The 25,632-nt window shown below is 60.8% G+C and carries 23 protein-coding genes; 7 read left to right on the top strand and 16 right to left on the bottom strand.

What is annotated here, in order from left to right; genetic code table 11:
- Positions 1-86: 86 nt before the first annotated feature.
- Complete coding sequence (locus tag M1D51_RS09940) at positions 87-878, bottom strand: GntR family transcriptional regulator (RefSeq protein WP_458109349.1); 792 nt, start codon at positions 876-878, stop codon at positions 87-89.
- Between the two features lie 158 nt (positions 879-1,036).
- On the opposite strand from M1D51_RS09940, the gene M1D51_RS09935 reads away from it, so the two are divergent.
- The gene (locus M1D51_RS09935; protein WP_458109348.1) at positions 1,037-1,330 is read left to right on the top strand and encodes an HPr family phosphocarrier protein; all 294 of its coding nucleotides are present in this window, start codon (positions 1,037-1,039) and stop codon (positions 1,328-1,330) included.
- A gap of 107 nt (positions 1,331-1,437) precedes the next feature.
- Here M1D51_RS09935 and M1D51_RS09930 read toward each other — a convergent pair whose 3' ends face one another.
- The 5 genes from M1D51_RS09930 to M1D51_RS09910 all read right to left on the bottom strand — a co-directional run bounded on the left by M1D51_RS09930 (position 1,438) and on the right by M1D51_RS09910 (position 6,625).
- Positions 1,438-1,839: a cytochrome c oxidase subunit 4 gene (locus M1D51_RS09930; protein ID WP_172322270.1), complete on the bottom strand. Its 402-nt coding sequence runs from the start codon at positions 1,837-1,839 to the stop codon at positions 1,438-1,440.
- Complete coding sequence (gene ctaD, locus M1D51_RS09925) at positions 1,836-3,560, bottom strand: aa3-type cytochrome oxidase subunit I (protein WP_011774899.1); 1,725 nt, start codon at positions 3,558-3,560, stop codon at positions 1,836-1,838. Before ctaD ends, M1D51_RS09930 begins: the two co-directional genes overlap by 4 nt.
- A 10-nt stretch (positions 3,561-3,570) precedes the next feature.
- Positions 3,571-4,443 carry an aa3-type cytochrome oxidase subunit II gene (ctaC, locus tag M1D51_RS09920; protein WP_172322271.1) on the bottom strand — a complete coding sequence of 291 codons (873 nt, stop codon included), beginning with the start codon at positions 4,441-4,443 and terminating at the stop codon, positions 3,571-3,573.
- Between the two features lie 183 nt (positions 4,444-4,626).
- Positions 4,627-5,016 (bottom strand): HesB/IscA family protein, encoded by a 390-nt coding sequence (locus M1D51_RS09915; protein WP_172322272.1) that lies wholly within the window; start codon positions 5,014-5,016, stop codon positions 4,627-4,629.
- A 175-nt stretch (positions 5,017-5,191) separates the two neighbouring features.
- Complete coding sequence (locus M1D51_RS09910; protein ID WP_458109347.1) at positions 5,192-6,625, bottom strand: M20/M25/M40 family metallo-hydrolase; 1,434 nt, start codon at positions 6,623-6,625, stop codon at positions 5,192-5,194.
- Between the two features lie 115 nt (positions 6,626-6,740).
- On the opposite strand from M1D51_RS09910, the gene M1D51_RS09905 reads away from it, so the two are divergent.
- Positions 6,741-7,334: a DUF3043 domain-containing protein gene (locus M1D51_RS09905; protein ID WP_172322274.1), complete on the top strand. Its 594-nt coding sequence runs from the start codon at positions 6,741-6,743 to the stop codon at positions 7,332-7,334.
- Between the two features lie 92 nt (positions 7,335-7,426).
- Here M1D51_RS09905 and M1D51_RS09900 read toward each other — a convergent pair whose 3' ends face one another.
- On the bottom strand, positions 7,427-8,506 hold the full coding sequence (locus tag M1D51_RS09900; protein ID WP_458109346.1) for a quinone-dependent dihydroorotate dehydrogenase: 1,080 nt from the start codon (positions 8,504-8,506) through the stop codon (positions 7,427-7,429).
- A gap of 68 nt (positions 8,507-8,574) precedes the next feature.
- On the opposite strand from M1D51_RS09900, the gene M1D51_RS09895 reads away from it, so the two are divergent.
- Genes M1D51_RS09895 through M1D51_RS09885 form a run of 3 tightly spaced genes read left to right on the top strand, consistent with a single transcriptional unit; the run spans position 8,575 to position 12,356 of the window.
- Positions 8,575-10,266, top strand: coding sequence for an FAD-binding dehydrogenase (locus tag M1D51_RS09895; protein WP_458109345.1), 1,692 nt, complete (start codon positions 8,575-8,577; stop codon positions 10,264-10,266).
- A 9-nt stretch (positions 10,267-10,275) separates the two neighbouring features.
- A complete protein-coding gene (locus M1D51_RS09890) occupies positions 10,276-11,286 on the top strand; it encodes an alpha/beta hydrolase (protein WP_458109344.1) in 1,011 nt (336 codons plus the stop codon).
- The gene (locus tag M1D51_RS09885) at positions 11,283-12,356 is read left to right on the top strand and encodes an alpha/beta hydrolase (RefSeq protein WP_172322278.1); all 1,074 of its coding nucleotides are present in this window, start codon (positions 11,283-11,285) and stop codon (positions 12,354-12,356) included. The genes M1D51_RS09890 and M1D51_RS09885 overlap by 4 nt, the downstream gene beginning before the upstream one ends.
- 15 nt (positions 12,357-12,371) lie before the next feature.
- Here the strand turns inward: M1D51_RS09885 and M1D51_RS09880 are convergent, their stop codons facing one another.
- From M1D51_RS09880 to leuA, 3 genes are all read right to left on the bottom strand, one after another.
- Entirely contained in the window at positions 12,372-13,196 is an 825-nt protein-coding gene (locus M1D51_RS09880) for an isoprenyl transferase (RefSeq protein WP_172322285.1), read from the bottom strand.
- Between the two features lie 2 nt (positions 13,197-13,198).
- Positions 13,199-13,951, bottom strand: coding sequence for a DNA repair protein RecO (gene recO / locus M1D51_RS09875; RefSeq protein WP_172322279.1), 753 nt, complete (start codon positions 13,949-13,951; stop codon positions 13,199-13,201).
- A gap of 86 nt (positions 13,952-14,037) precedes the next feature.
- The gene (gene leuA, locus M1D51_RS09870; protein WP_172322280.1) at positions 14,038-15,777 is read right to left on the bottom strand and encodes a 2-isopropylmalate synthase; all 1,740 of its coding nucleotides are present in this window, start codon (positions 15,775-15,777) and stop codon (positions 14,038-14,040) included.
- 246 nt (positions 15,778-16,023) lie between these two features.
- On the opposite strand from leuA, the gene M1D51_RS09865 reads away from it, so the two are divergent.
- Positions 16,024-17,976, top strand: a complete 1,953-nt coding sequence (locus M1D51_RS09865; protein ID WP_458109343.1) for a M13 family metallopeptidase — start codon at positions 16,024-16,026, stop codon at positions 17,974-17,976.
- A 72-nt stretch (positions 17,977-18,048) separates the two neighbouring features.
- Here M1D51_RS09865 and M1D51_RS09860 read toward each other — a convergent pair whose 3' ends face one another.
- The 5 genes from M1D51_RS09860 to M1D51_RS09840 all read right to left on the bottom strand — a co-directional run bounded on the left by M1D51_RS09860 (position 18,049) and on the right by M1D51_RS09840 (position 23,540).
- Entirely contained in the window at positions 18,049-19,608 is a 1,560-nt protein-coding gene (locus tag M1D51_RS09860) for an LCP family protein (RefSeq protein ID WP_458109342.1), read from the bottom strand.
- A gap of 105 nt (positions 19,609-19,713) precedes the next feature.
- Positions 19,714-20,676 carry a GTPase Era gene (era, locus tag M1D51_RS09855; RefSeq protein ID WP_172322283.1) on the bottom strand — a complete coding sequence of 321 codons (963 nt, stop codon included), beginning with the start codon at positions 20,674-20,676 and terminating at the stop codon, positions 19,714-19,716.
- Positions 20,660-21,991, bottom strand: coding sequence for a hemolysin family protein (locus tag M1D51_RS09850; protein WP_172322284.1), 1,332 nt, complete (start codon positions 21,989-21,991; stop codon positions 20,660-20,662). Before M1D51_RS09850 ends, era begins: the two co-directional genes overlap by 17 nt.
- Positions 21,988-22,461 (bottom strand): rRNA maturation RNase YbeY, encoded by a 474-nt coding sequence (ybeY, locus tag M1D51_RS09845; RefSeq protein WP_089595199.1) that lies wholly within the window; start codon positions 22,459-22,461, stop codon positions 21,988-21,990. Before ybeY ends, M1D51_RS09850 begins: the two co-directional genes overlap by 4 nt.
- Positions 22,458-23,540, bottom strand: coding sequence for a PhoH family protein (locus tag M1D51_RS09840; protein ID WP_172326586.1), 1,083 nt, complete (start codon positions 23,538-23,540; stop codon positions 22,458-22,460). The genes ybeY and M1D51_RS09840 overlap by 4 nt, the downstream gene beginning before the upstream one ends.
- A gap of 421 nt (positions 23,541-23,961) precedes the next feature.
- On the opposite strand from M1D51_RS09840, the gene M1D51_RS09835 reads away from it, so the two are divergent.
- Positions 23,962-24,834, top strand: coding sequence for a GerMN domain-containing protein (locus tag M1D51_RS09835; protein WP_172324723.1), 873 nt, complete (start codon positions 23,962-23,964; stop codon positions 24,832-24,834).
- A 33-nt stretch (positions 24,835-24,867) separates the two neighbouring features.
- On the opposite strand, the gene M1D51_RS09830 is transcribed toward M1D51_RS09835, so the two are convergent.
- Positions 24,868-25,632: a 16S rRNA (uracil(1498)-N(3))-methyltransferase gene (locus M1D51_RS09830; RefSeq protein ID WP_458109341.1), complete on the bottom strand. Its 765-nt coding sequence runs from the start codon at positions 25,630-25,632 to the stop codon at positions 24,868-24,870.

Below are 25,632 nucleotides of genomic sequence, written 5' to 3'. Positions count from 1 at the left end.
CTGCGAAACCTGAATTTCGTCCGTGGCCGACCCCGGGACTTCGGGTTTTCGCTTCGGATCCTGGTGCGCCGACATCCCAATGACGGCTACGGCTGGGAGCGGTATCCCGATGAGTAATTACGGGTGGGCCTCACTCCTGGACGCTGCAGGGGCACCCAGAGCTTGTAGCGGTCCGCCCGATAGTAGGAAACGGAATAGTCCACCATGGCACGTGCTACGAAGGCGTGGCGTTGAATCTTCAGCAAAGGAGCGCCCACATCCACGTTGAGCAGCCGCGCGGTTGAGGGTGAGGCAGCAGTGGCCTCAATCATGTCCTCGCCCCATTCCATTACCAAGCCGAACCGTTCGCTGAGAACGTTGTAGAGAGACGTAGGTGGCGCCTCGTCCAGTAGCCCCGGGACCCGGTGCGCCGGGATGAAGTTTTCATCCACGCTCATGGGTTCATTGTCTGCCAGCAGTAGACGCCTGAACCGGACCAGCGGGGTGCCTTCTTCCAGCTGAAGCTCCCGGGCAAGGAAGGCGCTTGCGGAAATCTGCTCAAAGCTCAGCACCTTCGCGGCAGGGACCATGCCTCGCCGCTGCATCTCTTCGCTGTAGGACGTCAGCTTCACTTGAAGGTCCAGCTTGGGCTTTCGGACAAATGTTCCAAGCCCGACGACGCGCTCAATGACCTCCTCGCCCACCAAGGCATCAATGGCCTGCCGCACTGTCATCCGGGCCAGGCCAAAACGATCGGAAAGATCCCGCTCGGAAGGAAGCGCAGAACCTGGTGGACAGGATTGGGCAATGAATGCGCGCAGTATTTCACGGAGTTGGACGTAAATGGGCGTACCGCTGGTGCGATCGATCTCGCCTGCGATGCTTGCTGCCTCAGGCACTGCAGCTGTCCAGCAATTGAGTCATGTTTCAAGGATAATTCAGCGGTTCTTCAGGTCTAGACCACGCTGTACCCATGTGGAGCACCGAGTCAGCGGAAGCTACGCTTGTAGGGACTATTTTCCGACGGATGTTCCGTCGACTAACCAAGGGAGTTGGGTTGCCGGAACAGAAGGCTATAGTTGCCGCGGAAATCGGGTTGCATGCACGGGCGGCAGCTGTGTTCGTCCGTGCCGTCACCGACACGGGCCTGCCGGTCACTATCCGTAAGCAGGACGGTCAACCCGTTGACGCGCGGTCGCTCCTCGAAGTCATGACCGACGACTTTGGACATGGGTGTGAAGTATTCCTGGAAGTCGCTCCAGATGCGCTGATCGCAGGACAGACTGTTGGGGCGGCTCAGAGTGCCTTGATTGCTCTTTCGGCCCTTCTGGAGGGCACTGAGGCCCGCTGAACACTTCTGAGACCGGCTTCCGCCTCCCCCGCACATAAAGAAATGGGCCCCACCAAAGGGTGGGGCCCATTTCTCATAACTCTATTTCTTATGCCTGGAATAGAAGGCTAGTGCGCGTGGTCGCCGCGGCTGTATTCAAAGACCCAGCCAACCAATGCCACGATGGCAAGGCCGCCGGCGACGTAGGTTACCCAGAAGCCGATAGCAAGGCCAAGGAACCCACCGGCGCAAGCCAGACCAAGAACCAGCGGCCACCAGCTCCAAGGGCTGAAGTGCCCCTGTTCGCCGGCACCTTCGTGGATTTCGGCGTCAGGCCGGTCCTCGGGGCGAAGGCCAATACGCTTGCCCGTGAAGCCCAAGTAGGCACCGATCATTCCGGCAAGGCCACCGACCAGGAGGATGCCCAGGACACCAACCCACTCGTTCCATTCCGTCAGGAATCCATAGGCAATGGCTACGGGAACGAAGAAGAAGACTCCGGCTCCGAAGAGCCACGATTCAATTTTCATTTGCTGACGTCCCTTTGGTCGGCGTTACCCAAAACAGCTGCTGCGGGTGACGGGGCCTCGGCGGTGTGAACCTGGGCCAACTCCGGGTGGTGAAGGTCAAGGGCCGGGCGCTCGGAGCGGATACGGGGCAAGGATGTGAAGTTGTGGCGCGGCGGCGGGCAAGACGTTGCCCATTCCAGTGAAGCACCGAAGCCCCACGGGTCATCCACTTCTACCTTCTTGTTGCTGCGCCAGGTGATGTAGACGTTCCAGAAGAACGGCAGGAGCGAAGCACCCAGGACGAAGGAGGAAATAGTGGAGAACTGGTTCATCCAGGTGAAGTTATCCTGCGGCATGTAGTCGGCGTAACGACGCGGCATACCTTCAACGCCCAGCCAGTGCTGGATCAGGAAGGTTCCGTGGAAGCCGAGGAACAGGAGCCAGAAGTGGATCTTGCCGAGGCGCTCGTTGAGCATCTTTCCGGTCCACTTGGGCCACCAGAAGTAGAAGCCTGCAAACATTGCGAAGACCACGGTACCGAAGACCACGTAGTGGAAGTGAGCCACCACGAAGTAGGAGTCTGAGACGTGGAAGTCCAGCGGCGGCGAGGCCAGGATGATGCCGGTGAGGCCACCGAAGAGGAAGGTCACCAGGAAGCCGATGCTCCACAGCATGGGGGTTTCAAAGGTGATGGACCCTTGCCACAAGGTGCCGATCCAGTTGAAGAACTTCACGCCGGTAGGCACTGCGATCAACATGGTCATGAAGGCGAAGAACGGCAGCAGCACCGAACCGGTGACGTACATGTGGTGCGCCCAAACGGTCACGGACAGGGCCGCGATGGCGATGGTCGCGTACACAAGACCCTTATAGCCGAAGATCGGCTTGCGGCTGAAGACCGGGAAGATCTCAGACACGATGCCGAAGAACGGCAGCGCAATGATGTACACCTCAGGGTGGCCGAAGAACCAGAACAGGTGCTGCCACAGGACCGCTCCACCGTTTTCGGGATCGAAGATGTGGGCACCAAAGCGGCGATCAGCACCAAGTGCGAACAGTGCAGCTGCCAGTGGCGGGAACGCCATCAGGACCAGGATTGCCGTAACCAGCGTGTTCCAGGTGAAGATCGGCATGCGCCACATGGTCATGCCCGGTGCACGCATGCAGATGATGGTGGTGATGAAGTTGACGGCGCCAAGGATGGTGCCGAAGCCGGAGAGGGCAAGGCCGAAGACCCAGAGGTCACCACCAACGCCGGGACTGAAGGTTGTGTTCGACAACGGCGCGTACGCGAACCAACCGAAGGAAGCAGCACCCTGGGGGGTGATGAAACCGGAGACGGCGATGGTGGAACCGAAGAGGAAGAACCAGAAAGCCAGGGCATTCAGACGCGGGAATGCGACGTCGGGGGCACCGATCTGCAAAGGCATGATGACGTTTGCGAAGCCGGCAAACAGCGGAGTTGCGAACATCAGGAGCATCACGGTGCCGTGCATCGTGAACATCTGGTTGTACTGCTCTTTGGTCTGCAGGATCTGCATCCCGGGTTCGAACAGTTCAGCGCGGATCAGCAGCGCCATGACGCCACCGAGGCAGAAGAACACGAAGGACGCGATCAGGTACATGTACCCGATGGTCTTGTGGTCGGTGGAGGTAATCCAGTTGACGACGATGCGCCCCTTGGATTTAGGAACTACGGGAGCTTCAAGGACCCCCGGTGCGGATTGAGTGTACGTAGCCACGTCGCTCCCCTTACTTGGTTTCGTTCAGGTTCGGGTTACGGTCGTATTCCGCACCGAGCAGGCCCGTGTTGCCTTCCTGGCGAAGCTTGTCCATGTGTGCCTGGAACTCAGACTCGGAGACAACCTTGACGCGGAAAAGCATTTCGGAGTGGTACTCGCCGCAAAGTTCGGCACACTTACCGTCGAAGGTGCCCTCCTTCGTGGGGGTGAACCTGATGTAGTTCGTCTTGCCGGGGATCATGTCGCGCTTCTGGAGGAACGCGGGAACCCAGAATGAGTGGATGACGTCGCGGGAGTTCAGCTCCAGGTCCACTGACTTGCCAACCGGCAGGTACAGGGTGGGGAGCAGTTCCTTGTCGACTTCATTGCCGGTCAGGTGGGCCTGAACGCCGGCCTCGTGGAGGTCTTCATTGATGACCTCGCCCTTTTTGTAGTTGAAGTCCCAGGCCCACTGCTTGCCGCGAACGTCAACAACGACGTCGGCGGGCTGCGAGCGGTCATCGATCGCACGCTGGTCCTGGTCGGTGAAGTAGAAGAACACCAGCACCATGAACAGCGGGATGGTCAAGTAGAAGACCTCAAGCGGCAGGTTGTAGCTGAGCTGCTTGGGGAAACCCGTGGTGCCCTTGCGGCGACGGTAAGCAATGATGCACCAGACCAGAAGGCCCCACGTGATAATACCGACTGCCAAGGCGGCGATCCATGAGTTGACCCAGAGGTCCATGATCCGGTCAGTGTGGTTGGTCGTGCCGCGCTCTGTAGGCAGCCAACCCTTCTCTACCTCTGGTGAACATCCGGTCAAAACCAACGCGCCGGCTAGTGCCAAGCCAGTGATCGATGTGATCTTTTTGCGTCGGCTGCCGGTTCGGTTCTGCGAACTCACAGACGGCCCTTCCTCTTGTTGCTGTCTCCCGGCAGGCCGAAGGCCCACCGGGCACACTAAAAGTTTTACTACCCGATGTAGAGCTTACCGCTATCAAGCGGTTTTCGCGCACATGTCAGCGCCGTGGCTCCGAATGGTTTTAAACCCATCCGAAGTGGCGCCGACATGCGGCGATGGCTCACATCAGTGGAACGAATCGCCGCAAGCGCAAGACCCGCCGGCATTCGGGTTGTCGATAGTGAAGCCCTGCTTCGAAATGGTGTCTTCGAAGTCGATGCTGGCGCCGCTGAGATACGGCACGCTCATCTTGTCCACTACGACCTCGACGCCGTCGTAGTCGCGTACAGCATCTCCGTCGAGCAGTCGCTCGTCGAAGTACAGCTGATAGATCAATCCGGAGCAACCTCCAGGCTGGACTGCAACGCGCAGCCGAAGGTCGGTGCGCCCTTCCTGTTCCAGGAGGCTGCGGACCTTGCCTGCGGCGACGTCGGTCAGATTGACCTCGTGCGTGGCCAGTTCGTCGTTGGCGACGACCTGTTCTCCGGTGCTGTTTTCGTTGGTTGCAGTGCTCATTGGCCTACCTTCTTATGAAGCTCCTGGCGGCGGCGCCGGGACGCTGCCTGCCCTTACCCAATTACATACGGGTTATAGCTAATGCTACGTCGCGCAGGCGTTTAGCTATAACTCCTGACGTAACTACAGACAGCATTTGGTTGTTCCCGGCGCGCCGCCGGTCCATCACAGGCCGCTAGCCCTCGAGTCCCTCCGCATTGAGCTTGGCCAGCATCAGTGCTTCAGCCAGCACAGCATGCCGGAAGTCACCAATGTGCAGGGATTCATTGGCACTGTGCGCCCGGGAATCAGGATCTTCCACGCCCGTCACCAGGATCTGGACGTCAGGATAAACATCCATGAGGTCCGCAATGAAGGGTATGGAACCGCCAATTCCCATTTCCACGGGCTGGACACCCCACGATTCCCCAAGCGCCCACAAGGCTACCCTTGCAGCTGCGGAGGAAGTATCCGTGGAGAAGGCGTTGCCCCGCTCCCCCGGCGTAAACGTCACCTTGGCACCGAATGGTGCGTTGGATTCGACGTGCGACTTGAGTGCATCCATAGCAACCGCCGGGTCCTGTCCCGGAGCCAACCGCATGCTGAACTTGGCCCGTGCGGCCGGAATCAGCGTGTTGGATGCGACATCGACTGAGGGGACATCCATACCGATGATGGACAGTGCGGGCTTGGTCCACAGTCGGGAGGCAATGGTTCCCGCACCGGCAAGCTTCACACCTTCAAGCACCGAGGCGTCTGCGCGGTAGTCTTCTTCGGCCAGGTCCACAGCTACCTCATCGCGGGCCACCAGGCCCTCAACGGCTACATTGCCGTCGTCGTCGTGCAGGGTGGCGATGAGCCGTGAGAGCAGGGTCGGGGCATCGAGCACCGGCCCACCAAACATTCCGGAGTGGACTGCATGGTCCAGGACGCGCACCTCAAAGGTCCCGTCCACCAATCCCCGAAGGCTGGTGGTCAGGGCCGGAACACCAACTTTCCAGTTGCTGGAGTCGGCCACCACAATGACGTCAGCCCGCAGGAGTTCCTGATGTTCCTCCAGGAATGTCCGGAACGTGGGCGAGCCCGCCTCTTCCTCACCTTCAAAGAAGAAGGTCACGCCGAGCCCAAAATCGTCACCCAGAACTTTGGTCACCGCATTGTAGGCGGCCAGGTGTGCCATGATTCCGGCCTTATCGTCAGCAGCACCACGTCCATACAGGCGGCCTTCGCGTTCCTCGGCCACGAAAGGCTCGGAGTTCCATAGGCTGCTGTCCCCGGGCGGCTGGACATCGTGGTGGGCATACAGCAGGATGGTCGGCTTGCCCTCCGCGGCGGGACGGCGCGCGACGACGGCAGGACCACCGGGGGTACCGTCGGTCTTGTTGCACCGCAGTATCCGAACGTCTTCCATGCCCGAGGCTTTGACCAAGGCAGCGACAGCTTCGGCGCTGCGGTCCAGTTCATTCGGGTCGAAACTGGGCCAGGCAATACCCGGAATACCAACCAGGTCCTTAAGGGATCCCAACGTGGTGTCGAAGGAATCGTTGACGGCTCCGGACAGTGCCTCCACTGGAGTATTGCCGGCGAGCCCTTGCTTGTTCTGCGGGATCTCCGCATGTGCTGAAGTCATGGCCACACTTTACCGCCGGGGTTTCGGCGCCAGCGGCAGGCATGGCCACCCGGCGTCTGTCCCAGCCAGTTGTCCACGTAACGTACGCCACCTCTCTGAGGGGTATTCTGTAGGGGTGTTCGGACGCAAAAAGGAAGAGCCCAGCGCTCAATCAGTAGTAGACCAGGCCTACGCCACCGCCATGGAGCCCGGTGCCGGAAAGGGCACCCCGACTCCCAAGCGGAAAGACCAGGAAGCAGCCCGCAAGCGACCCCTGGTTCCCAATGACCGCAAAGCCTCAAAGGCTGCGGAGCGGGTGGCCATCCAGGACCAGCGGCAGAAGATGCGGCAGGCGCTGGATACCGGTGACGAGAGGTTCCTGCCACTGCGCGACAAAGGACCCCAGAAGCGCTACACACGTGACTATGTGGACGCACGGTTCAGCCTCGGTGAGTACCTGATGTTCGGAGCCTTGCTGTTCGTGGTGATCTCCCTGATCATTCCGCCCACAAGCGCCGGCATCAGCTACGTCCTCATCGGATTCTGGATTATGTTCCTGGCTGTCTTCGTTGACGTCTTCATTCTTTCCCGCAAATTGCGGAAACGGCTCACCGAGAAGTTCGGTGAGGTTGAACGTGGCTCCGTTTGGTACGGCTGCATGCGCGCTCTTCAATTCCGCAAGCTTCGCCTGCCCAAGCCGCAGGTCAAGCGCGGGGAGTACCCGGCCTAGCCGCCCTATCCTTTCAAATACAGGAAGACCCCGGACCATTGGTCCGGGGTCTTCCTTATGGTTGGCTCTGTGCACCGACCGGGCAACCGGGGTTATCGCACAGCGTTTTTGCGGAACTTTGCGAGTCCCTTGTTGATGCGCGAGGCCCAGAAGGGGCCCTCGTAGAGGAACGCCGTATAGCCCTGGACCAAAGTGGCACCTGCGTCCAGACGGTCTTGAACATCCTTGGCAGTCTCCACCCCTCCTACGGCGACAAGCACGAGCTGGTCACCCACGGCGGCCTTGAGCCTGCGCAGTACTTCGAGCGATCGCTGCTTCAGGGGGGCTCCCGACAGGCCACCGGCTCCCAGGGATTCCACCTTGTCGGCGTCCGAAACGAGGCCTTCCCGGGAAATAGTGGTGTTGGTGGCAATGATTCCGTCCAACTTCAGGTCCAGCGCCAGCCGGGCGACGTCGTCGATGTCCTCGTTGGAGAGGTCCGGGGCAATCTTGACCAACAGCGGAATATGCCGTCCTGCAGCTTCGTCGGCGGCGTCACCAACTGCCCGCAGCAACGGCCGAAGCGTCTCCACATTCTGCAGCAATCGAAGACCGGGGGTGTTGGGAGAACTGACGTTGACCACCAGGTAGTCTGCCGCCGGTGCCAGGCTGCGTGCACTGACGAGGTAATCGTCAGTCGCTTCGTCGAGCTCAACCGCTTTGGTCTTGCCAATGTTGACGCCGATGACCGGCCGGACATCCGGGTGCTTCCTTTGCAAGGCCGCACGCGCGGACTTGAGTCGCGGCGCAACGGCTGCTGCGCCGTCGTTGTTGAACCCCATGCGGTTGACCACTGCACGATCCTCAATGAGTCGGAACAACCGCGGCTTGTCGTTGCCTGGCTGCGCCTGGCCCGTAATAGTCCCCACCTCTACGTGGCCGAAGCCGAGCTCGGTCAGGGCCTCAATGCCGTGGCCTTCCTTATCAAAGCCTGCTGCCAGGCCGAACGGCGAGGGAAACGTCAGCCCCAAAGCCTCCGTGCGGAGCGATGCGGCGGGGACCGTCAGCCGGGCCAGGATCCGGCCGGCGCCCGAACGGTGGGCCGCCCGGATTCCCTGGAAACCGATCTTGTGTGCCTTTTCGGCATCCATCCAGGAGAAAGCCAGCTTGAAAAATGTGGGGTAAACACGCATGTTCCTAGTTTTCCGGTTTCCGGACGACTCGCCAAACCCGTGACCCGCGATGCCGCTAGCATGTACCCATGCCGCGGACAAATAGTGACGCAGATCATGGGAGCGCCATCAATACCGACTTCTCTGCCGACGTCGTCGTAGTGGGTGCCGGACTTTCCGGCCTGGTGGCCGCAGCTACGGCGTATGCCGCGGGTAAGTCGGTGGCCATACTGGATCAGGAACCGGCAGCTTCAGCAGGTGGCCAGGCCCATTGGTCTTTCGGTGGCCTTTTCATGGTGGACACCCCTGAACAACGGCGTCTTGGGGTCAGGGACAACGCCCACCTTGCCCTGTCGGATTGGCTAGCCTCAGCGGCCTTTGACCGAAGCCAGGACGTCAATGCCCGTCAGTGGGCAGAGGCCTATGTCCACTTCGCCGCGGGCGAGAAACGGGCCTGGTTGAAGGGGCTCGGGGTGGGCATCTTTCCCTTGGTTCAGTGGGCCGAGCGGGGCGGCTACGGAGCCCAGGGACACGGCAACACTGTCCCCCGCTTCCACGTCACCTGGGGAACGGGGCCGGCATTGGTGCAGCCTTTCCTGGCCAAGGTCATGGAAGGCGTCGGCGCCGGGCGCGTCAGCCTGCACTTCAGGCACAGGGCACTGACCCTGGCAATGACGGCTGGCCGGATCACGGGTGTTTCGGGCGAGATTCTGGAAACCTCGACGGCGGCACGGGGCCAAGCCTCCTCGCGGCTGCCGGTTGGTCAGTTCACGGCCAATGCGGGCGCGGTGGTCGTCACAACGGGCGGCATAGGCGGCAATCACGCATCGGTGCGTCGCCAGTGGCCAGGGGGTACGGCCCCTGTACACATGCTAAGCGGGGTGCCTGCCTCCGTTGACGGCGAGTTCCTTCCTGCGGTGGAAGCCGTCGGAGCAGCATGGGTCAATGGTGACCGGATGTGGCACTACCCCGAAGGAATCCACAACTACGATCCCGTCTGGCCGGCCCATGGAATCCGGATCCTTCCAGGGCCATCGTCCCTGTGGCTCGATGCCCAAGGCCGCCAACTGCCTGCTCCCCTTTTCCCCGGCTTTGACTCGCTGGGTGCACTGAACCACATCGTCAAGACAGGACATGGCTATTCATGGTTCGTCCTGAACCGAACCATCGCGCTGAAAGAACTTGCGCTATCAGGCTCCGAGCAGAACCCCGATCTCACGCAAAAAAATGTCCGGCTGCTCGCGTCGCGTTTGCGTCCCACAAGCGACTCACCCATCCAGCGTTTCCTGGACCGCGGCGTGGACTTCATCCAGGCATCCTCGCCCAGGGAGTTGGCCTCCCGGATGAACCAACTCACCGGAAATTCCATGATCGGGGCTGACGCCCTTGAAGCACTGATCCAAGCCCGGGACCGGCAGGTCGAAAGCGGCCTGGGAAAGGACCCCCAGCTTGCTGCCATCAGGGCGGCGCGACGGTTCGCCACGGACAAACTGATGCGGGTGGCCCCGCCGCATCGCCTCACAGATCCCGCCCACGGGCCGTTGGTGGCCATTCGGCTTTCCGTGCTGACCAGGAAAAGCCTGGGCGGGATCACCACCGATCTGCAGTCCCGGGTCCTTGACCCTCAAGATCAGCCCATCCCTGGCCTCTACGCAGCAGGGGAAGCAGCAGGTTTCGGCGGTGGCGGCATCCATGGTTACAGGGCTTTGGAGGGAACATTCCTTGGGGGCTGCCTGTTCACGGGGAGGGCCGCGGGGCGGGCCGCCGCTGCCAGTGTCTAAGCTAAAGCCATGGAGTGGACGGCTGACATCCTGGGAAGAGACTTCCAATCCTGTGGCATTGATGCCACAGGATCCGACGGCGTCATCCGCCATGCCACCTTGGTACGCCACCGGGCGGAGAATCAGGAATCGATGAAAACCCGGCAGCCACAAGGCGCGGTCCTGTTTCTGCACGGCTGGAGCGATTACTTCTTCAACACCGAGCTGGCTGGGTTCTGGGCCGCACAGGGCTACGATTTCTACGCACTGGATATGCATAACCACGGCCGCAGCCTGCAGACCGATATGCCTGGCGGTTACGTGGCAAACCTGATGGATTATGACGCCGAAATCAACCAGGCACTTGCCATCATCCGCGACGAGCCGGGTAACCCACCGGGAGGGACTGTGACCCTGATGGGACACTCCACAGGAGGGTTGGTTGCCGCGCTATGGGCGAGCCGCCATCCTGGATCCATTCAGTTCCTGATCCTCGACAGCCCGTGGTTGGAAATGCACGGCAGTTCCTTGGTACGGAGGGCTGCACAGGCGATGGTGGCACCCATAGCGAAGCTCCGGCCTGAAACCGTTTTGAGATTGCCCGAGCGGGGGTTTTACTTCCGGAGCATCAGCAGTACAGCAGAGGGTGAGTGGGCGTTGGACGAAAAGTACCGCCCACCGCTGGCCTTTCCGGTCCGGGCCGGCTGGCTTAGTGCGGTCTTTGCCGGGCACTCCCAGGTTGCCCGAGGGCTGAACCTTGATGTGCCCGTCCTCGTCCTGACATCTTCCGCCAGCGCCAATGGCATGGTGTGGCAGGAGTCCATGCGCCGCTCGGATGCGGTGCTGGATGTCGGTGTCATTGCGCTCAGGGCCATGGCACTGGGCCGTAGCGTGACGCTGGAGCGCATCGACGGAGGGCTCCATGACGTCTTCCTTTCAGCCCCTCCAGTGCGGAAGGACGCCTACGCCCGGCTTGAGCGGTGGATCAAGGGCTTCATGCAGAGCGGTGCGCCGGCAGATGTGCAGCAGGGGGAACAATGAACACCACGCAAGAACCCACCTCACGGTGGAGACGCGACGTACTGGGTCACGGCTACGAATGCATGGACCTGCCGCTGAAGCCTGACGAGGAAGGGCCTGTCCACGCAACTCTTGTCCGGTACGCTCCACCCGCGCCGCAAACTTCCCAGAATGGCGTGTTGGACTTCCTGACGTCCTTTACCAAGCGCAAACGCCGCGCAGTCCCGGCCGATCCAGGCGGAGCGCCCCGCGTTGTGCTCTATCTCCACGGTTGGGCGGATTATTTCCTGCAGACCGAACTGGCCGAGTACCTCACGGCGTCGGGCTTTTACTTCTATGCGGTGGACCTTCGTAAATTCGGCCGCAGCCTGCTGCCCGGACAAACGCCCGGCTACATTACGGACCTCAACGCCTACGACGAGGACCTCGCTGCAGCGTTGGTGGAGATTGAACGGGACGTGGCTGAGCGGACAGGCAACACGACGGCGCCAACCATCCACATGCTGGCCCATTCCCTGGGCGGCTTGATCGCGGCCCTATGGGCCGACCGCAACCCTGGCCGGTTGGGCACTTTGGTTTTGAATTCCCCTTGGCTCGAGCTCCAGGGCAGCAGCCTGGTGCGCAGCATCGCCATGCATCTGGTGGAACCTTTTGCACGCACGGACCCCAAGCGGCCCTTCCGCTTTCCCGAGATGCCGGCCTACTGGGAGAGCGTCAGCAATGAAGCACATGGCGAGTGGATCCTCGATCCACTGTGGCGGCCACGCGCGTCATTCCCGATCCGCGCAGGCTGGACCAAAGCTGTCCTGGCAGGGCACGCTGCCGTGGAACGAAAACTAAGCATCGATGCGCCGGTCCTGGTTTTGTTGTCGGGACGAACAAGAATCCAAGGTGAGTGGACGGCCGACCTGATGCGGGCCGACGCGGTCATTGACGTTGAGGAAACATCGCGAAGGGCCCTGGGCCTGGCCCGCCGCACCGCGGTCTTCCGGTACCCGGGCGCCCTTCATGACGTGTTTCTGTCCAGGCGCACCGTCCGTCAGCAGGCGTACCGCGATGTTGCTGTCTGGCTAGCCGCTTATCCCTACTGATGTAGCAAGGGTGCGCTACATTCCGGTTGGCGCCGCATCCACGGCGCCTCCATAGCGCCTGTCGCGCTTTGCATAAATCTCGACGGCGTCCCACAGGGTCCGCCGGTCTACGTCCGGCCACAGTGTGTCCATGAAGACGAATTCAGCGTAGGCAGACTGCCACAGCAGAAAATTCGAGAGCCGCTGCTCTCCGGAACTACGAAGAAAAAGGTCGACATCCGGCAAGTCGGGCTCATCGAGGTATTTCTGGATGGTCTTCTCCGATACGGATCCAGGCTTCAACCGACCCTCGGCGACGTCATGGGCGATGGCAGAGACTGCGTCCGCAATCTCGGCGCGGCCGCCGTAATTAACACACATGGTCAACGTGCAGGTGTCGTTGGCCTTGGTGTATTCCTCGGCTTCTTCGAGTTCCCTAATAACAGAACCCCAGAGTTTTGGGCGCCGGCCCGCCCAGCGAATGCGCACGCCCCACTCGTCGAGCTGGTTCCGCTGGCGTCGTAGTACATCCTTGTTAAATCCCATCAGAAAGCGGATCTCCTCAGGGGATCGTCTCCAGTTCTCAGTCGAGAACGCGTAGACGCTGACGTATTTGATGCCCAGTTCGATCGCCCCTGCCATCACGTCAAGCAGAGCAGGCTCGCCGGCTTTGTGCCCCTCGATGCGAGGAAGCCCGCGCTGATTCGCCCAGCGTCCGTTGCCGTCCATGACTATTGCCACGTGTTGAGGAATAAGTTCGCTGGGAATACCGGGCGGCACGGCCCCCGAGGGGTGTCCGTAAGGCGCTGTAACAGGGGCCGTCCTGGACGTTGTCGTCTTGCTCTTCTTACCAAGTGCCACTGTCAGCTTCGCTCCACGTGTTTGAGTGATTTCAGGGCCCGTTCCAAATGCCATTGCAGATAGCCTGCCACCAGCCCTGCGGCTTCCCGCCGGTGCCTCGGATCCGATGCATCAGCCACACCCCAGTTGCCTGTCAACAAAGCACCAAGCAGTACCACGGTCTCCGCAGCCGGCGCCGGCGAACCCGGAGGGCGGCAGTCGCTGCACACCATGCCGCCGACCGGAGCAGCAAAGGCCGTGTGCGGCCCCGGCCGGCCACACCGCGCGCAATCAGTAAAACTGGGAGCCCAACCACCAGTGGCCAAAGCCCTCAGCAGGTACGAGTCCAGAATAAGTTCAGGCGGATGGTCCGAACGGCTCAGGGCTGCAAGTGCCCCCACCAGCAGGTTGTATTGCGCGGTCCCGGATTCGGTATCGGCATCCGTGAGTTTCTCGGCAGTCTCCGTCATGGCCGCAGCAACGGTGAACCTGCCATAGTCGGCAGCAATACTGCTGCCATACGCACCCTTGGCCACGGCCTGGGTCACAATGTCCAAGGTGCGGCCGGAGACAAGCTGCAAGTCTGCCACCATGAAGGGCTCAAGACGGGCCCCGAAACGGCTGCTGGTCCTCCGCACGCCCTTGGCAACTGCGCGTACCTGGCCATGGTGCTTGGTCAAGAGCGTAATGATGCGATCTGCTTCGCCCAACTTGTGGGTACGGAGCACCACGGCATCGTCCCTGTAGGAACGTGCTGCAAACGACGGATTGGCCACAACTAATCTTCGCACTAGGACGGGACCACTCTGCGATCCCCGGACCGTGTGGTGACGGTATTTCCCGTCACCACACGGCAGATACTTTAGGCCCGGGCGTCCCGCACTGCCCGGTTCACAGCCGAAATCAGCGCCTTGAGTGATGACGTGGTGGTGCTGGGGTCGATACCCACACCCCACAGGACCCGCTCGCCAACGGCACATTCAACGTAGGCCGCCGCGCTGGCGCTGCCACCCTCGGACAGCGCATGTTCGCTGTAGTCAAGCACACGGACATCAACGCCGTCGTGATGCAGGATGTCCAGCAGTGCAGCAATGGGACCGTTGCCATGCCCGGTCCGCCGGACTTCCACGCCGTCGATCCGCAGGTTGGCATTCATGGTCATGGCGCCGGATTCGTCGGTTTCGGTGCTGACGCTACCAAGGGCGTAGCGGCCCCACTGGGCCTGCTCCTCATCGGACGGCAAGTATTCATCCTGGAAGACCTGCCACAGTTGTGCACCGCTGACCTCGCCACCCACGGCGTCGGTGCGCCGCTGGATGACTCCGGAAAACTCAATCTGGGCACGCCTGGGAAGATCCAGGTTGTGCTCATTCTTCAACAGGTAGGCAACCCCGCCCTTGCCCGATTGAGAGTTCACCCGGATGACAGCTTCATAGCTGCGTCCGAGGTCCTTGGGATCCACGGGCAGGTATGGAACCTGCCAAGTGAAGTCGTCTACCGATTTTCCGGCCGCCGCGGCGTCCTTCTCCAGGGCTTCGAAACCCTTCTTGATGGCATCCTGGTGCGAACCGGAGAACGCTGTGAAGACGAGGTCGCCACCATATGGTGAACGCTCCGGAACCGGCAACTGGTTGCAGTACTCCACCGTGCGACGAACTTCATCGATATCGGAGAAATCGATCATGGGGTCCACGCCCTGCACGAACATGTTCAATCCGAGCGTTACCAGGTCCACGTTGCCCGTGCGCTCACCGTTACCGAACAAGCAGCCTTCAATGCGATCGGCGCCGGCCAGGTAACCGAGCTCGGCCGCAGCCACACCCGTGCCGCGGTCGTTGTGCGGGTGGAGGGAAATGATGATGCCCTCGCGAGGGTGCAGGTTGCGGTGCATCCACTCGATGGAGTCGGCATAGACGTTCGGTGTAGCCATCTCTACTGTGGCCGGCAGGTTGATGATCACCTGGTTGTCAGCAGAGGCCTCAAAGACGTCGGCTATGGCGTTGCAGACCCGGGCGGCGTACTCGAGCTCGGTTCCCGTGAAGGATTCCGGTGAGTATTCATACGTGATGTGCGTATCCTGCAGGGTTTCCTCGTACTTTTTGCACAAGCGGGCACCCTGCAACGCGATATCAAGAATTCCGTCTTCGTCCTGGTTGAAGACCACGCGCCGCTGCAGTACGGAGGTGGAGTTGTACAGGTGGACAATGGCCTGCTTGGCACCCACCAAGGACTCGTAGGTCCTCTCGATCAGATGCTCACGCGCCTGGGTCAGGACCTGGATGCTGACGTCATCAGGGATGTGCCCACCCTCGATGAGTTGGCGAACGAAGTCGAAGTCGGTCTGTGACGCCGAAGGGAATCCAACTTCAATTTCCTTGTATCCCATTTTCACGAGCAGCTGGAACATCTTCAGCTTGCGCGCCGGGCTCATGGGGTCGATCAAGGCCTGGTTTCCATCGCGCAGGTCAACGGCGCACCAACGCGGGGCTTTGGTGATGATCTTGTCCGGCCAGGTGCGGTCAGGAACTTCGACGGTGATTTGGTCCTGGAACGGCAGGTAGCGGTGAATCGGCATACCGGAGGGCTTTTGTGCATTACGCATGACGTGTGGCCTTTTCTCTAAGAACTAAGTGAAAGCTTAGCCGGACACAACGGAACTCCGCGGCGAGGATGGCCCAGCTTCAGATAGCTTTCAGGCCCCGCCGCGGCAGCTAAGAAGAAGCATCGCCGTACGCACAAAATCACAGTAACACGATGCGTATGATGACAGTGCAACACCTCATGCAACGTCCACTATGCAGACGCAGCGACGGTGGCAACGCCGGCTGTGTCCACACAAGGAGCCACAGTGCCACAGTCGGGGATCACTCTTTCGAACATAGATCACAGCGTCCGGCCCCAGGACGACCTTTACCAACACGTCAACGGCGCGTGGCTCAACAGCACAACGATCCCTGATGACAGGCCGCTGGAAGGCACGTTCACCGCGTTGCGGGACGGGGCGGAGTTGGCCGTCAAAGCGATCATCGAGGAAGCGGCAGGCAAAGGCGGGTCGGCAACCGGCGTTGAACAGCAGGTAGGCGGGCTCTATGCGAGCTTCATGGATGAGGCGGCAGCCGAGGCAAAAGGCATAGACCCTATCCGGAGCCGGCTCGAGGAAGTCCATGCCGTGAAATCAACCCACGAACTGGCTGCCCTGATCGGCCGCCTGTTCCGGTCAGATGTCTCCGGGCTCTTCTCCATCTACCCCGCCCCTGACGCCGGCAATCCCGAGCGCATCCTGCTGTACATCGGGCAGGGCGGCCTGGGATTGCCTGACGAGTCCTACTACCGGGAAGAAAAGTTTACCGGGATCGTGACCGCCTACGGCGAATACATTGCCCGGTTGCTCGGGCTGGCAGGTATCCCGGATTCCGAAGCTGCATCAACGCGCATTGTCGCCCTTGAAAAAGCCCTGGCCGCGCACCACTGGGACAACGTCACACTGCGGGATCCCCAGAAAACGTACAACCTGAAAACGTCCGATCAAGCATCGGAACTGTTCCCCCTGATCGATACGTGGTTCCAGGCTGCGCGGGTTGATGCCGCAAAGCGGAACGAAATAGTGGTCAGTACCCCGGATTTCTTCGCCGGCGCGGCGGGTTTGCTGGAGTCCGAGTCCTTGGATACGTGGAAAGAGTGGCTCACACTCCGGGTCCTCAGCTCAGCGGCCCCGTACCTTTCGTCCGAATTTGTGGATACCAATTTCGGGTTCTACGGCACCACGCTCAGCGGCACACCCCGGAACAAGGAGCGCTGGAAGCGTGGCGTTGCCGTCGTCGAAGCTGCTCTTGGCGAAGCCGTTGGACAGATTTACGTGGACCGCCACTTCCCCGCCGGCCACAAAGCCCGGATGGAGACCCTCGTCGCCAACTTGATCGAGGCCTACCGTGAGAGCATCTCCTCCCTGACGTGGATGGGTGAGGACACGAAGAAGGAAGCGCTCAAAAAGCTCGAGGCATTCCGTCCAAAGATTGGTTTTCCCGGGAAATGGATTGACTACTCTGCCGTGATCATCGATCCATCAGATCTGTTGGGCAATGTGGAGCGGGCCCACGATGCCGACGTCGATCGCCACCTGGACGAAATCGGCAAACCCGTGGACCTCAACAAGTGGCTCATGACTCCCCAAACCGTCAACGCCTACTACCACCCCATGCTGAACGAGATCGTCTTCCCGGCCGCCATTCTGCAGCCGCCATTCTTCACGGCCGAGGCTGACGACGCAGTGAACTACGGTGGAATCGGCGCAGTGATCGGTCATGAGATCGGCCACGGCTTCGACGACCAAGGATCACAGTTCGACGGAAGCGGGGCCCTTCGCAACTGGTGGACTGAAGAGGACCGGACCGCTTTCGAAGCCCTCACCGCTAAATTGGTGGCACAGTACGATGCCCTCTCCCCCTACGCGGCACCTGACCACAAGGTCAACGGCAAACTCACCCTCGGCGAGAACATCGGCGACCTCGGCGGCCTGACCATTGCTTACAAGGCCTACCTGCTCAGCCTCGGTGGTGCCGAGCCGGAGGTGATCGACGGCTTCACTGGCCGGCAGCGCTTCTTCATGTCCTGGGCAGCAGGATGGCGCCAGGTCATCAGGCGCGAGGAGGCGATCCGGCGCCTGGCCACAGATCCACACTCCCCCAACGAGTTCCGCACTAATGCCATTGCCCGCAACCTCGATGCTTTCCATGAAGCGTTTGGGGTCAGTGCAGCAGATGGCATGTGGATGGAACCCGGAGACCGCGTCAGCATCTGGTAACACCGGAAAGAAAAGGCCGGGCCGGTTCGTGGAGAACCGGCCCGGCCTTTCCCATGCATGGGGTGGTACCAATTACTGATCGATGTATAACGGATTCACTTGCTGGCAGACGGCATCGCTGGCGGTCTGGTTGACCACGTCCGGCGGCACGGAGGTTGCTCCGTAGGCAGTGCCGCTTCCGAAGTCCGTGCCGACATAGAGCTGCACCCCTGCCACGCCCGGCGCTTCCTGCACTTGTGAAGCCGGGATGCCGTAGAGCGCCGCCACGTCCGTGGCGACGTCGGCAAAACCTGCTCCGTAGTAGAGAACTGTCTGGTCCACCGGGTTTGCCAGATAAGACACGGCCTGCGTAAAGCCGTTGCCTGTCAGTACTGCCATGACCTCTTGGGCCCGTGCAGGCACTCCAGTGCCGTTGGCTACCGCAACGGGCTGGATCGCTTTGTCGTAGGCAGGGACCGCAGGCGCGGATGCTGTTGGCTGCGGCGCCGGAGTCTCTGTGGCCTGCGGCGAAGAGGTGGCCCCCGGGGTGGTCAGGTCGAGGTCCGCCCGGAGTGCTGCAAAGAGCTGTGATGACTGCGGTTCCACCAGTTCGAGCCTGTTGGGATCAACAGCTGCTGCCTGGGTTGGCACGGCGACAAACGCAACTTTGGACACATCAATGTCCTTCAACCGTCCGCCGATGGTCAGCAACGACGGCACGGATGCCAGGCCCTCATCAACGGTGAGGTTCTGAGTAACGACGTCGGCAATCTGCAGGAGCCGCTGGGGATTGCCCAACGTTCCTTCATCCTTGAGTTTCCTTGTCAGAGACGAGAGGAAGGCCTGTTGGCCCTTGATACGGCCGAGGTCCCCTCCATCGCCAAAGGCATGCCGGGTCCGCAGGAAAGCCAGGGCTTGTTCACCTTCAACCAGGGAATCACCCTTGGGCAGGCGAAGGCGGGAGTCCGGGTCAAAGACCGGATCACTGACACAAACGTTGACGCCGCCAATGGCATGCGACAACTCCTTGACGGCGTTGAAGTCCGCCATCATGAAGTGATCGATTTCCAAGCCGGTAAGTTTGTTCACCGTGTCTACAGCACAGCCAATGCCAGCCTCTGCCATGGCCTCATTGATCATCACGCCACTGCGGGCCGGGAATGTCTGGTTGTTGGTCCGATCCGTGCATTGCGGGACGTCCACCAGGAGGTCGCGCGGGAAACTCATGACGCTGACGCGCTTGTTGTCAGCGGATATGTCCAGCAGCATCATGACGTCCGAGTGGCCGTAGCCAGTGGAGTCTTCCGTACTTCCGTACTCTGAGTTCTTCCCATCACGAGTGTCTGACCCGAGGATGAGGATTTGCAGGCGGTCGGACTTGTCGTTGGCAAGGGTTTCTCCGCTATCGCGGGTTTCGCCTGCGCTCAACGGCGCCTTGGTGATGTTGTTCTGCAGCCGGATGAACCAAAAGGCGGCAAAGGCAACGCCTGCAACCAAGGCCACGGAGACCACGCCGGTAACAATCTTCAGCCACAGCGGCAGTCCCTTGCGGGGCTTCATGTGGCGGGGAGTGCCCTCGGCATCTTCTCCATGGCGACCCGCAACGGGGTCAGCGGTGCCGGTGCCCTGCGGGCGGGCGTCACGACGTCGCACTATTCGGTTTACCTTTCCTCAAACACGTGGATTCCCGCCATCATAGTTGCCGAGTCTGGGAAGTTCCTTATCGCCTCACCATGATGCCTGGACGTGTCCCGCCCGCTAGAACCCCAGTTTGACCAATTGTTTGGGATCCCGCTGCCAGTCCTTGGCCACTTTGACGTGCAGATCCAGGTAGATCCGGGTGCCCAGGAGGGTCTCGATTCCCTTGCGGGCGTTGGTGCCCACTTCACGCAACCGGCTTCCACCCTTGCCAATGATGATGGCCTTCTGTGAGGGGCGCTCCACATAGAGGTTGACCCTCACGTCCAACAGCGGATTGTCCTCGGTTCGGCCCTCACGGGGAACGATCTCTTCGACCACCACGGCGAGCGAGTGGGGAAGTTCGTCCCTGACACCTTCCAAGGCGGCTTCACGAATGAGTTCGGCAATCATGACGGCCTCGGGCTCGTCGGTCAGTTCGCCGTCGGGGTACAACGGAGGCGAGGACGGCATATGGCTGATCAATACGTCAGCGACGGTGGACACCTGGAACCCGTCAGCGGCTGAAACGGGAACGATGTCGGCCCAGCCCTGCTCGCCCAGGACGTCGCGGCCCAAGGCAGCGACAGCGAGCAATTGCTCCGTCAACGCCTGCCGGTCCACGAGGTCGGTCTTGGTCACCAGTGCAACGATCGGCTTCCTGCCAACTGCCGCGAGCTGAGCTGCAATGTATTTATCGCCGGGGCCGATCTTCTCGTTCGCCGGCAGGCAGAATCCAATGGCGTCCACTTCAGCCAAGGTGTCGGCCACGAGTTCATTGAGCCTCTTGCCCAGCAGCGTGCGCGGCCTGTGCAGGCCAGGGGTATCCACCAGGATCAACTGCGCATCCTCGCGATGGACAATGCCACGGATAGTGTGCCTGGTAGTCTGCGGCTTGGCTGAGGTGATGGCCACCTTCTGGCCAACCAAGGCGTTGGTCAGAGTCGATTTGCCGGCATTGGGCCGTCCTACCAGCACAGAGAAGCCTGCGTGGAAGCCGCCGAAGTCACTATCGGCATCGAATTTCTTATTTTGCTTGCTCACGTGGAACTCCCTGTTGCGTTGAGTCGGCGTCGTCGAGTAGGTCTTCAAAGTCAGTGTCTTCCTTTGGCATGGCTGCCGCAATGATGTGGCTGACCCTGTTTCGGCGACCCTCAAGCCTATCGGCCTTAAGCGATATTCCATCCACATCGACTGAGCTGCCGACAATAGGGACCTGACCAAGGGCCTTGGCGAGGAGGCCGCCCACGGTGTCCACCTCGTCGTCGTCGAGGTCAATGTCGAACAGTTCACCGAGGTCATCGATACTCATGCGGGCGCTGACCCGGAACGTACCGTCACCAAGGTCCACCGCTTCTTCCGCAGCAGCGTCATATTCATCAACGATTTCACCCACGATTTCCTCGATAAGGTCTTCGAGGGTCACCAGTCCCGCCGTACCGCCATACTCATCAATCACGATCGCCACATGCGTTGATTCCTGCTGCAGTTCCCTGAGAAGGTCACTCACCAGCTTGGACTCAGGTACGTAGCGCACGTCCCTGGCGAGGGAGTCGACGTCGTGTGCCTGCAGCCCGGGTTCGCCACGATGCATGGCGGCGGCTACATCCTTCAAATACAGAATTCCACGGATCTGGTCCGTATTCTCGCCGATGACCGGAATTCTCGAATAGCCCGACCGCAGAAAGAGGCCCATGGCCGTTTCCAGGTCCGAGCCGGTCCCGATGCTGACGATGTCGGTCCGGGGTACCATCACCGAACGCACCAAGGTGTCCCCGAAGTCGAAGACCGAATGGATGAGTTCAGCCTCGTTGTCCTCGATCATGTCCGACTCGGCGGCCCGGTCCACGAACTCGCGGAACTCTTCTTCGCTGACGAAGGCGTCGTCGCCGCTGGGTGCACCGGGAGCCACTGCCTGGCCCAAGGCCACAAGCCACCCCGGGATTGGCCCGAGAACCCAGCAGAGGAAGCGGATCAGCGGAGCGGTGAAGCGGACAACGGGGCCGGAATGTGCCCTGCCCAGTTGCCGTGGAGACACCCCGACCAATACGAACCCAATGACCGCCATGATGCCTGTGGCGGCGAGCCCGGCAAGCCATACGTTGTCGAGCAAACTGTGCAGCACTACCGCCACCGCTACTGCAGCTGCCATTTCGAACCACACACGCCAGAAGCGCAACGCACGCATATGGGCGATCGGGTTCTTGAGGATACCGCCCAGGGCTTTGCCCTTGCTGCGGACAATTGATTGTTCGGCTTCGTGCCGGGGCAGGAAGTTGAATGCGGCCTCAGCCGCTGTCAGCAAGGCGACGAAGCTAAGGAAAACCAGCGCCATGCCGACCAGGATGATCCAGGTCACTGCATGGTCTCCATGGGGGCATCCTTGCCCAGGAATTCAGACAGCAGTTCCCGCTGCAAACCGAACATCTCTTCTTTTTCCTCGGGTTCGGCGTGGTCGAACCCGAGGAGATGGAGGATGCCGTGTGTTGTCAGGAGCAGCATCTCATCCTGGGTGGGGTGACCGGCGTTGCGGGCCTGAACCTCGGCCACCTGGGGACAAATGGCGATATCGCCCAGCATCCCTTGCGGGGTGGGCTTATCCGGGGTGCCGGGAGTCAATTCGTCCATCGGCACGGACAAGACGTCGGTGGCACCGGGTTCATCCATCAGCTCAATGTGGAGTTTTTCCATAGCGGGTTCGTCCACTAGGAGGATGGAAAGCTCTGCCTGGGGATGAATGTAGAGCCGTTCGAAGATGAAGCGGGACAACGTCACCAGCTGGGCTTCATCCACCGCCACGCCGGACTCGTTGTTGACTTCAATGCTCATTGACGCTCTCCACGTTTGTAGTGTGTGCCTGGTGCGTCCTTGCGGTGCGCATCATCCCAGGTGCTGTAGGCGGATACGATGTCGGCCACAAGGCGATGCCGTACGACGTCGGCTGCCTCGAGAATGGAGAAATTGACGTCGTCTATGCCAGTCAGGATCTCCCGGACAATCCGCAGGCCTGATGTCGCCCCAAGGGGAAGGTCTATCTGTGTGACGTCCCCGGTAACCACCATTTTTGAACCAAAACCGAGGCGCGTCAGGAACATCTTCATCTGTTCCGGCGTGGTGTTCTGAGCTTCATCCAGGATGATGAAGGCGTCATTCAGCGTACGTCCGCGCATGTAGGCCAAGGGTGCCACCTCAATGGTGCCCGCAGCCATCAGCCTCGGGATGGATTCAGGATCCATCATGTCGTGGAGGGCGTCATACAGCGGACGAAGGTACGGATCGATCTTGTCGCTCAACGTGCCGGGCAGGAACCCCAGCCGCTCCCCGGCTTCAACAGCCGGACGTGTCAGGATGATCCGGCTGACTTCCTTCATCTGGAGTGCCTGCACGGCTTTGGCCATGGCCAGGTACGTCTTGCCGGTACCGGCTGGACCGATACCAAAAATCACCGTGTTTGCGTCAATGGCATCCACGTAGTTCTTCTGGTTCAGCGTCTTGGGCCGGATGGTCTTGCCCCGGCTGGAAAGAATGTTGTGGGTCAAGACATCAGCGGGATTCTGCACGGACTGCGTCCTCAACAGGGACACCAACTGCTGAAGGACGTCCGGGGTTACCAGGGTCCCCTTTGCCACCAACCCGCGGACTTCCTCAAGGAGGCGCATAATGCGGGGAATGACCGTGGAGGGGCCGGTCATGGAGAGTTCGTTGCCGCGAACGTGGAAATTTACGTCCTGGAACTGTTCCTCGATGTACCTCAGGGCTTCGTCATGGCTGCCCAGTGAGTGAACCATCTGGTCGGAGTTGTCGAAAGTGACAACTTCCGTGCGCGTGCCCGGTAAAGTGTGCGGGAACTCGTTGGGCGGCTGGTTGCCGTTTCCGGTCCTGAGCCGCCCGTTCAAAGATTCACTCATAGTGTTGGCCCTCAGGCCTTTTCTCCTCCGGTTATTAATAACGCCATCGATTCGACATCCCGGCAAAGGCTTTAACTGCCCGCGTTAATGCCGGAATGTCTCCAATCCTACGCCAGCGCGGCCTCTGGTGAACCTACCGGGCCAGCCTGATTCGGCGCCCCGGGCATGGTGCGGACATTTGTCTCAACTCGGCATCAAGCCGGTATCAATCATGTTTCAGTTGCTGCCGTTCCCCGCAAACCCGGCCGACCGCCGTCGACGATGTGCCAAGCTGGCATAGCGGGTGGAAACAAAACCCCGCATTCCAGCTATAACAAGGCTGCAAAACCACGCACGGCAGGACAGGAAACCCATCAGGAAAACAGCCAGTAAAGTTCGTGGCGCCAACAAGCGGACCAAGTCCGCTGTTGCAGTGCCGGCGATGCTTGCTGTCCTCCTCCTGACCGGGTGCATCGCCAACGGCGGCGGCACCCAGGCCACCTCAACTCCCCCGCCGTTAACTGTCCAGGAAGCCCCGGCCAGCAACGCCCCGCTGGAGACAACCCAAGCCTCCACCAAAATCCCGGTCTACTGGATTGGACGGAGCAAAGAAGAGGTTTACCTCTACCGCGAGTTCAGGGACATCACCGGCGACGGAAATCCGGTGACCACTGCGTTGAAAATCATGATGGCGGAAAAGCCCCTGGATCACGACTTCTTCACCCCATGGCAGGAACCTGCCAGCCTGGCCACGTCCATCTCGGGGAAAAACGTCATCACGGTGGACATCTCCCGCGATGCCTTCAACTCAAACCTGGACGCCGGCATGGCGCAGCGGGCCGTACAGCAACTCGTATACACGGCTACGGCAGCAGCCTCGTCCTCAGGGCTGATCAACTCCGGCCAGCAAATCCAAGTGGTCATCCTGGTTGACGGCCATACGGACTACATGGCGTTCGGGCAAGTGCAACTCGGTGAGCCCATGACCCGCGACGCATCCTTGGTGGCGCCACTGTGGATCATCGATCCTCAAGAAGATGCCACCATGCCCACCGGATTGGTCAAATTCAACGGGCGGAGCACTGACAGCTCCAGGCCGATCGCCTGGCAGGTCCTTCAGGACAACGGCAAGGGCGAGAAGACCAGCCTTCTCACGGGCCAAACGCAAGCCACTGGCGAAGCAGGACAGTACGGCTTGTTCACCTTTGGCGCTACCTTGAAAGCCGGGCAGTACGAGGTCCGCGTCTCCCAAGTGGACAGTGCCGGTAACGCCATAGCGACCAGCACGGACACACGGCTGTTCAGGGTCGGCTGACTGCTCAGCCTCCGATAACCGGAACCCGTACGGCTACCAGCGGCCCAGGATGTCGCTCGCAAGGACGACGGCGGCCGGTCCCGCCGTCGAGGACCTCAAGACGTGGTTCCCCAAGAGCGCAGTCACGGCACCGGCGTCGCTGAGGCGCGTTACTTCGCGTGGCGAAATTCCGCCCTCGGGCCCCACGATCAACAGCACTTCACGGGGAACGGCAGTCTTGGTCGCCACCCACTCCTCCAGGACCGTCCGCAAGGGATTCTTCGCGTCTTCGTGCAAGATGATAGCCAAGTCAGCCTCGGCAACGGCCTTCGCCAATGACCCCGTGTCCACCATGGTGCGGACCTGAGGAATCCATGCCCGCCGGGCCTGCTTGGCCGCGGCAGTCACCACGGACTCCCATTTGGCATGGGCTTTTGCGGCGCGATCGCCCTTCCATCGAACAATGGAACGCTCTGACTGCCACGGAAGCACAGCATCGATTCCGAGTTCCGTGGCTGTCTCGATGGCCAGCTCGTCACGGTCTCCCTTGGCCAAGGCCTGGACCAGCACCAAACGGACATCCGGCTGCTCTTCAAAGACCACCTCGGCAGCAGTGACAGTCAAACCGGCGGGTCCCGCCTCGGCAACCGTGCCGGTCAACCGCGCGCCGGACCCGTCGGCAATATCAACGGACTCGCCCACCCCGAGGCGCTTGACAGTGACTGCGTGGCGAGCTTCGGGACCTTCCAGTACGAAGGTGCCGCCGGGACTGACATCACCAAGGCTCCCGGCCGAGGTGAAGAAAACGGGGTTGCTCAC

This window comes from Arthrobacter sp. R3-55, assembly GCF_054161505.1.
This window is presented reverse-complemented; position numbering and strand designations above follow the sequence as displayed.

Bases quoted from the DNA above. Each gene is read 5' to 3' on its own strand.
- M1D51_RS09930 (WP_172322270.1), bottom strand. From the start codon at position 1,839: ATGAAAATTGAATCGTGGCTCTTCGGAGCCGGAGTCTTCTTCTTCGTT.
- M1D51_RS09915 (WP_172322272.1), bottom strand. From the start codon at position 5,016: ATGAGCACTGCAACCAACGAAAACAGCACCGGAGAACAGGTCGTCGCC.
- M1D51_RS09910 (WP_458109347.1), bottom strand. From the start codon at position 6,625: ATGACTTCAGCACATGCGGAGATCCCGCAGAACAAGCAAGGGCTCGCC.
- M1D51_RS09900 (WP_458109346.1), bottom strand. From the start codon at position 8,506: ATGCGTGTTTACCCCACATTTTTCAAGCTGGCTTTCTCCTGGATGGAT.
- M1D51_RS09895 (WP_458109345.1), top strand. From the start codon at position 8,575: ATGCCGCGGACAAATAGTGACGCAGATCATGGGAGCGCCATCAATACC.
- M1D51_RS09890 (WP_458109344.1), top strand. From the start codon at position 10,276: ATGGAGTGGACGGCTGACATCCTGGGAAGAGACTTCCAATCCTGTGGC.
- M1D51_RS09885 (WP_172322278.1), top strand. From the start codon at position 11,283: ATGAACACCACGCAAGAACCCACCTCACGGTGGAGACGCGACGTACTG.
- leuA (WP_172322280.1), bottom strand. From the start codon at position 15,777: ATGCGTAATGCACAAAAGCCCTCCGGTATGCCGATTCACCGCTACCTG.
- ybeY (WP_089595199.1), bottom strand. From the start codon at position 22,461: ATGAGCATTGAAGTCAACAACGAGTCCGGCGTGGCGGTGGATGAAGCC.
- M1D51_RS09840 (WP_172326586.1), bottom strand. From the start codon at position 23,540: ATGAGTGAATCTTTGAACGGGCGGCTCAGGACCGGAAACGGCAACCAG.
- M1D51_RS09835 (WP_172324723.1), top strand. From the start codon at position 23,962: ATGCTTGCTGTCCTCCTCCTGACCGGGTGCATCGCCAACGGCGGCGGC.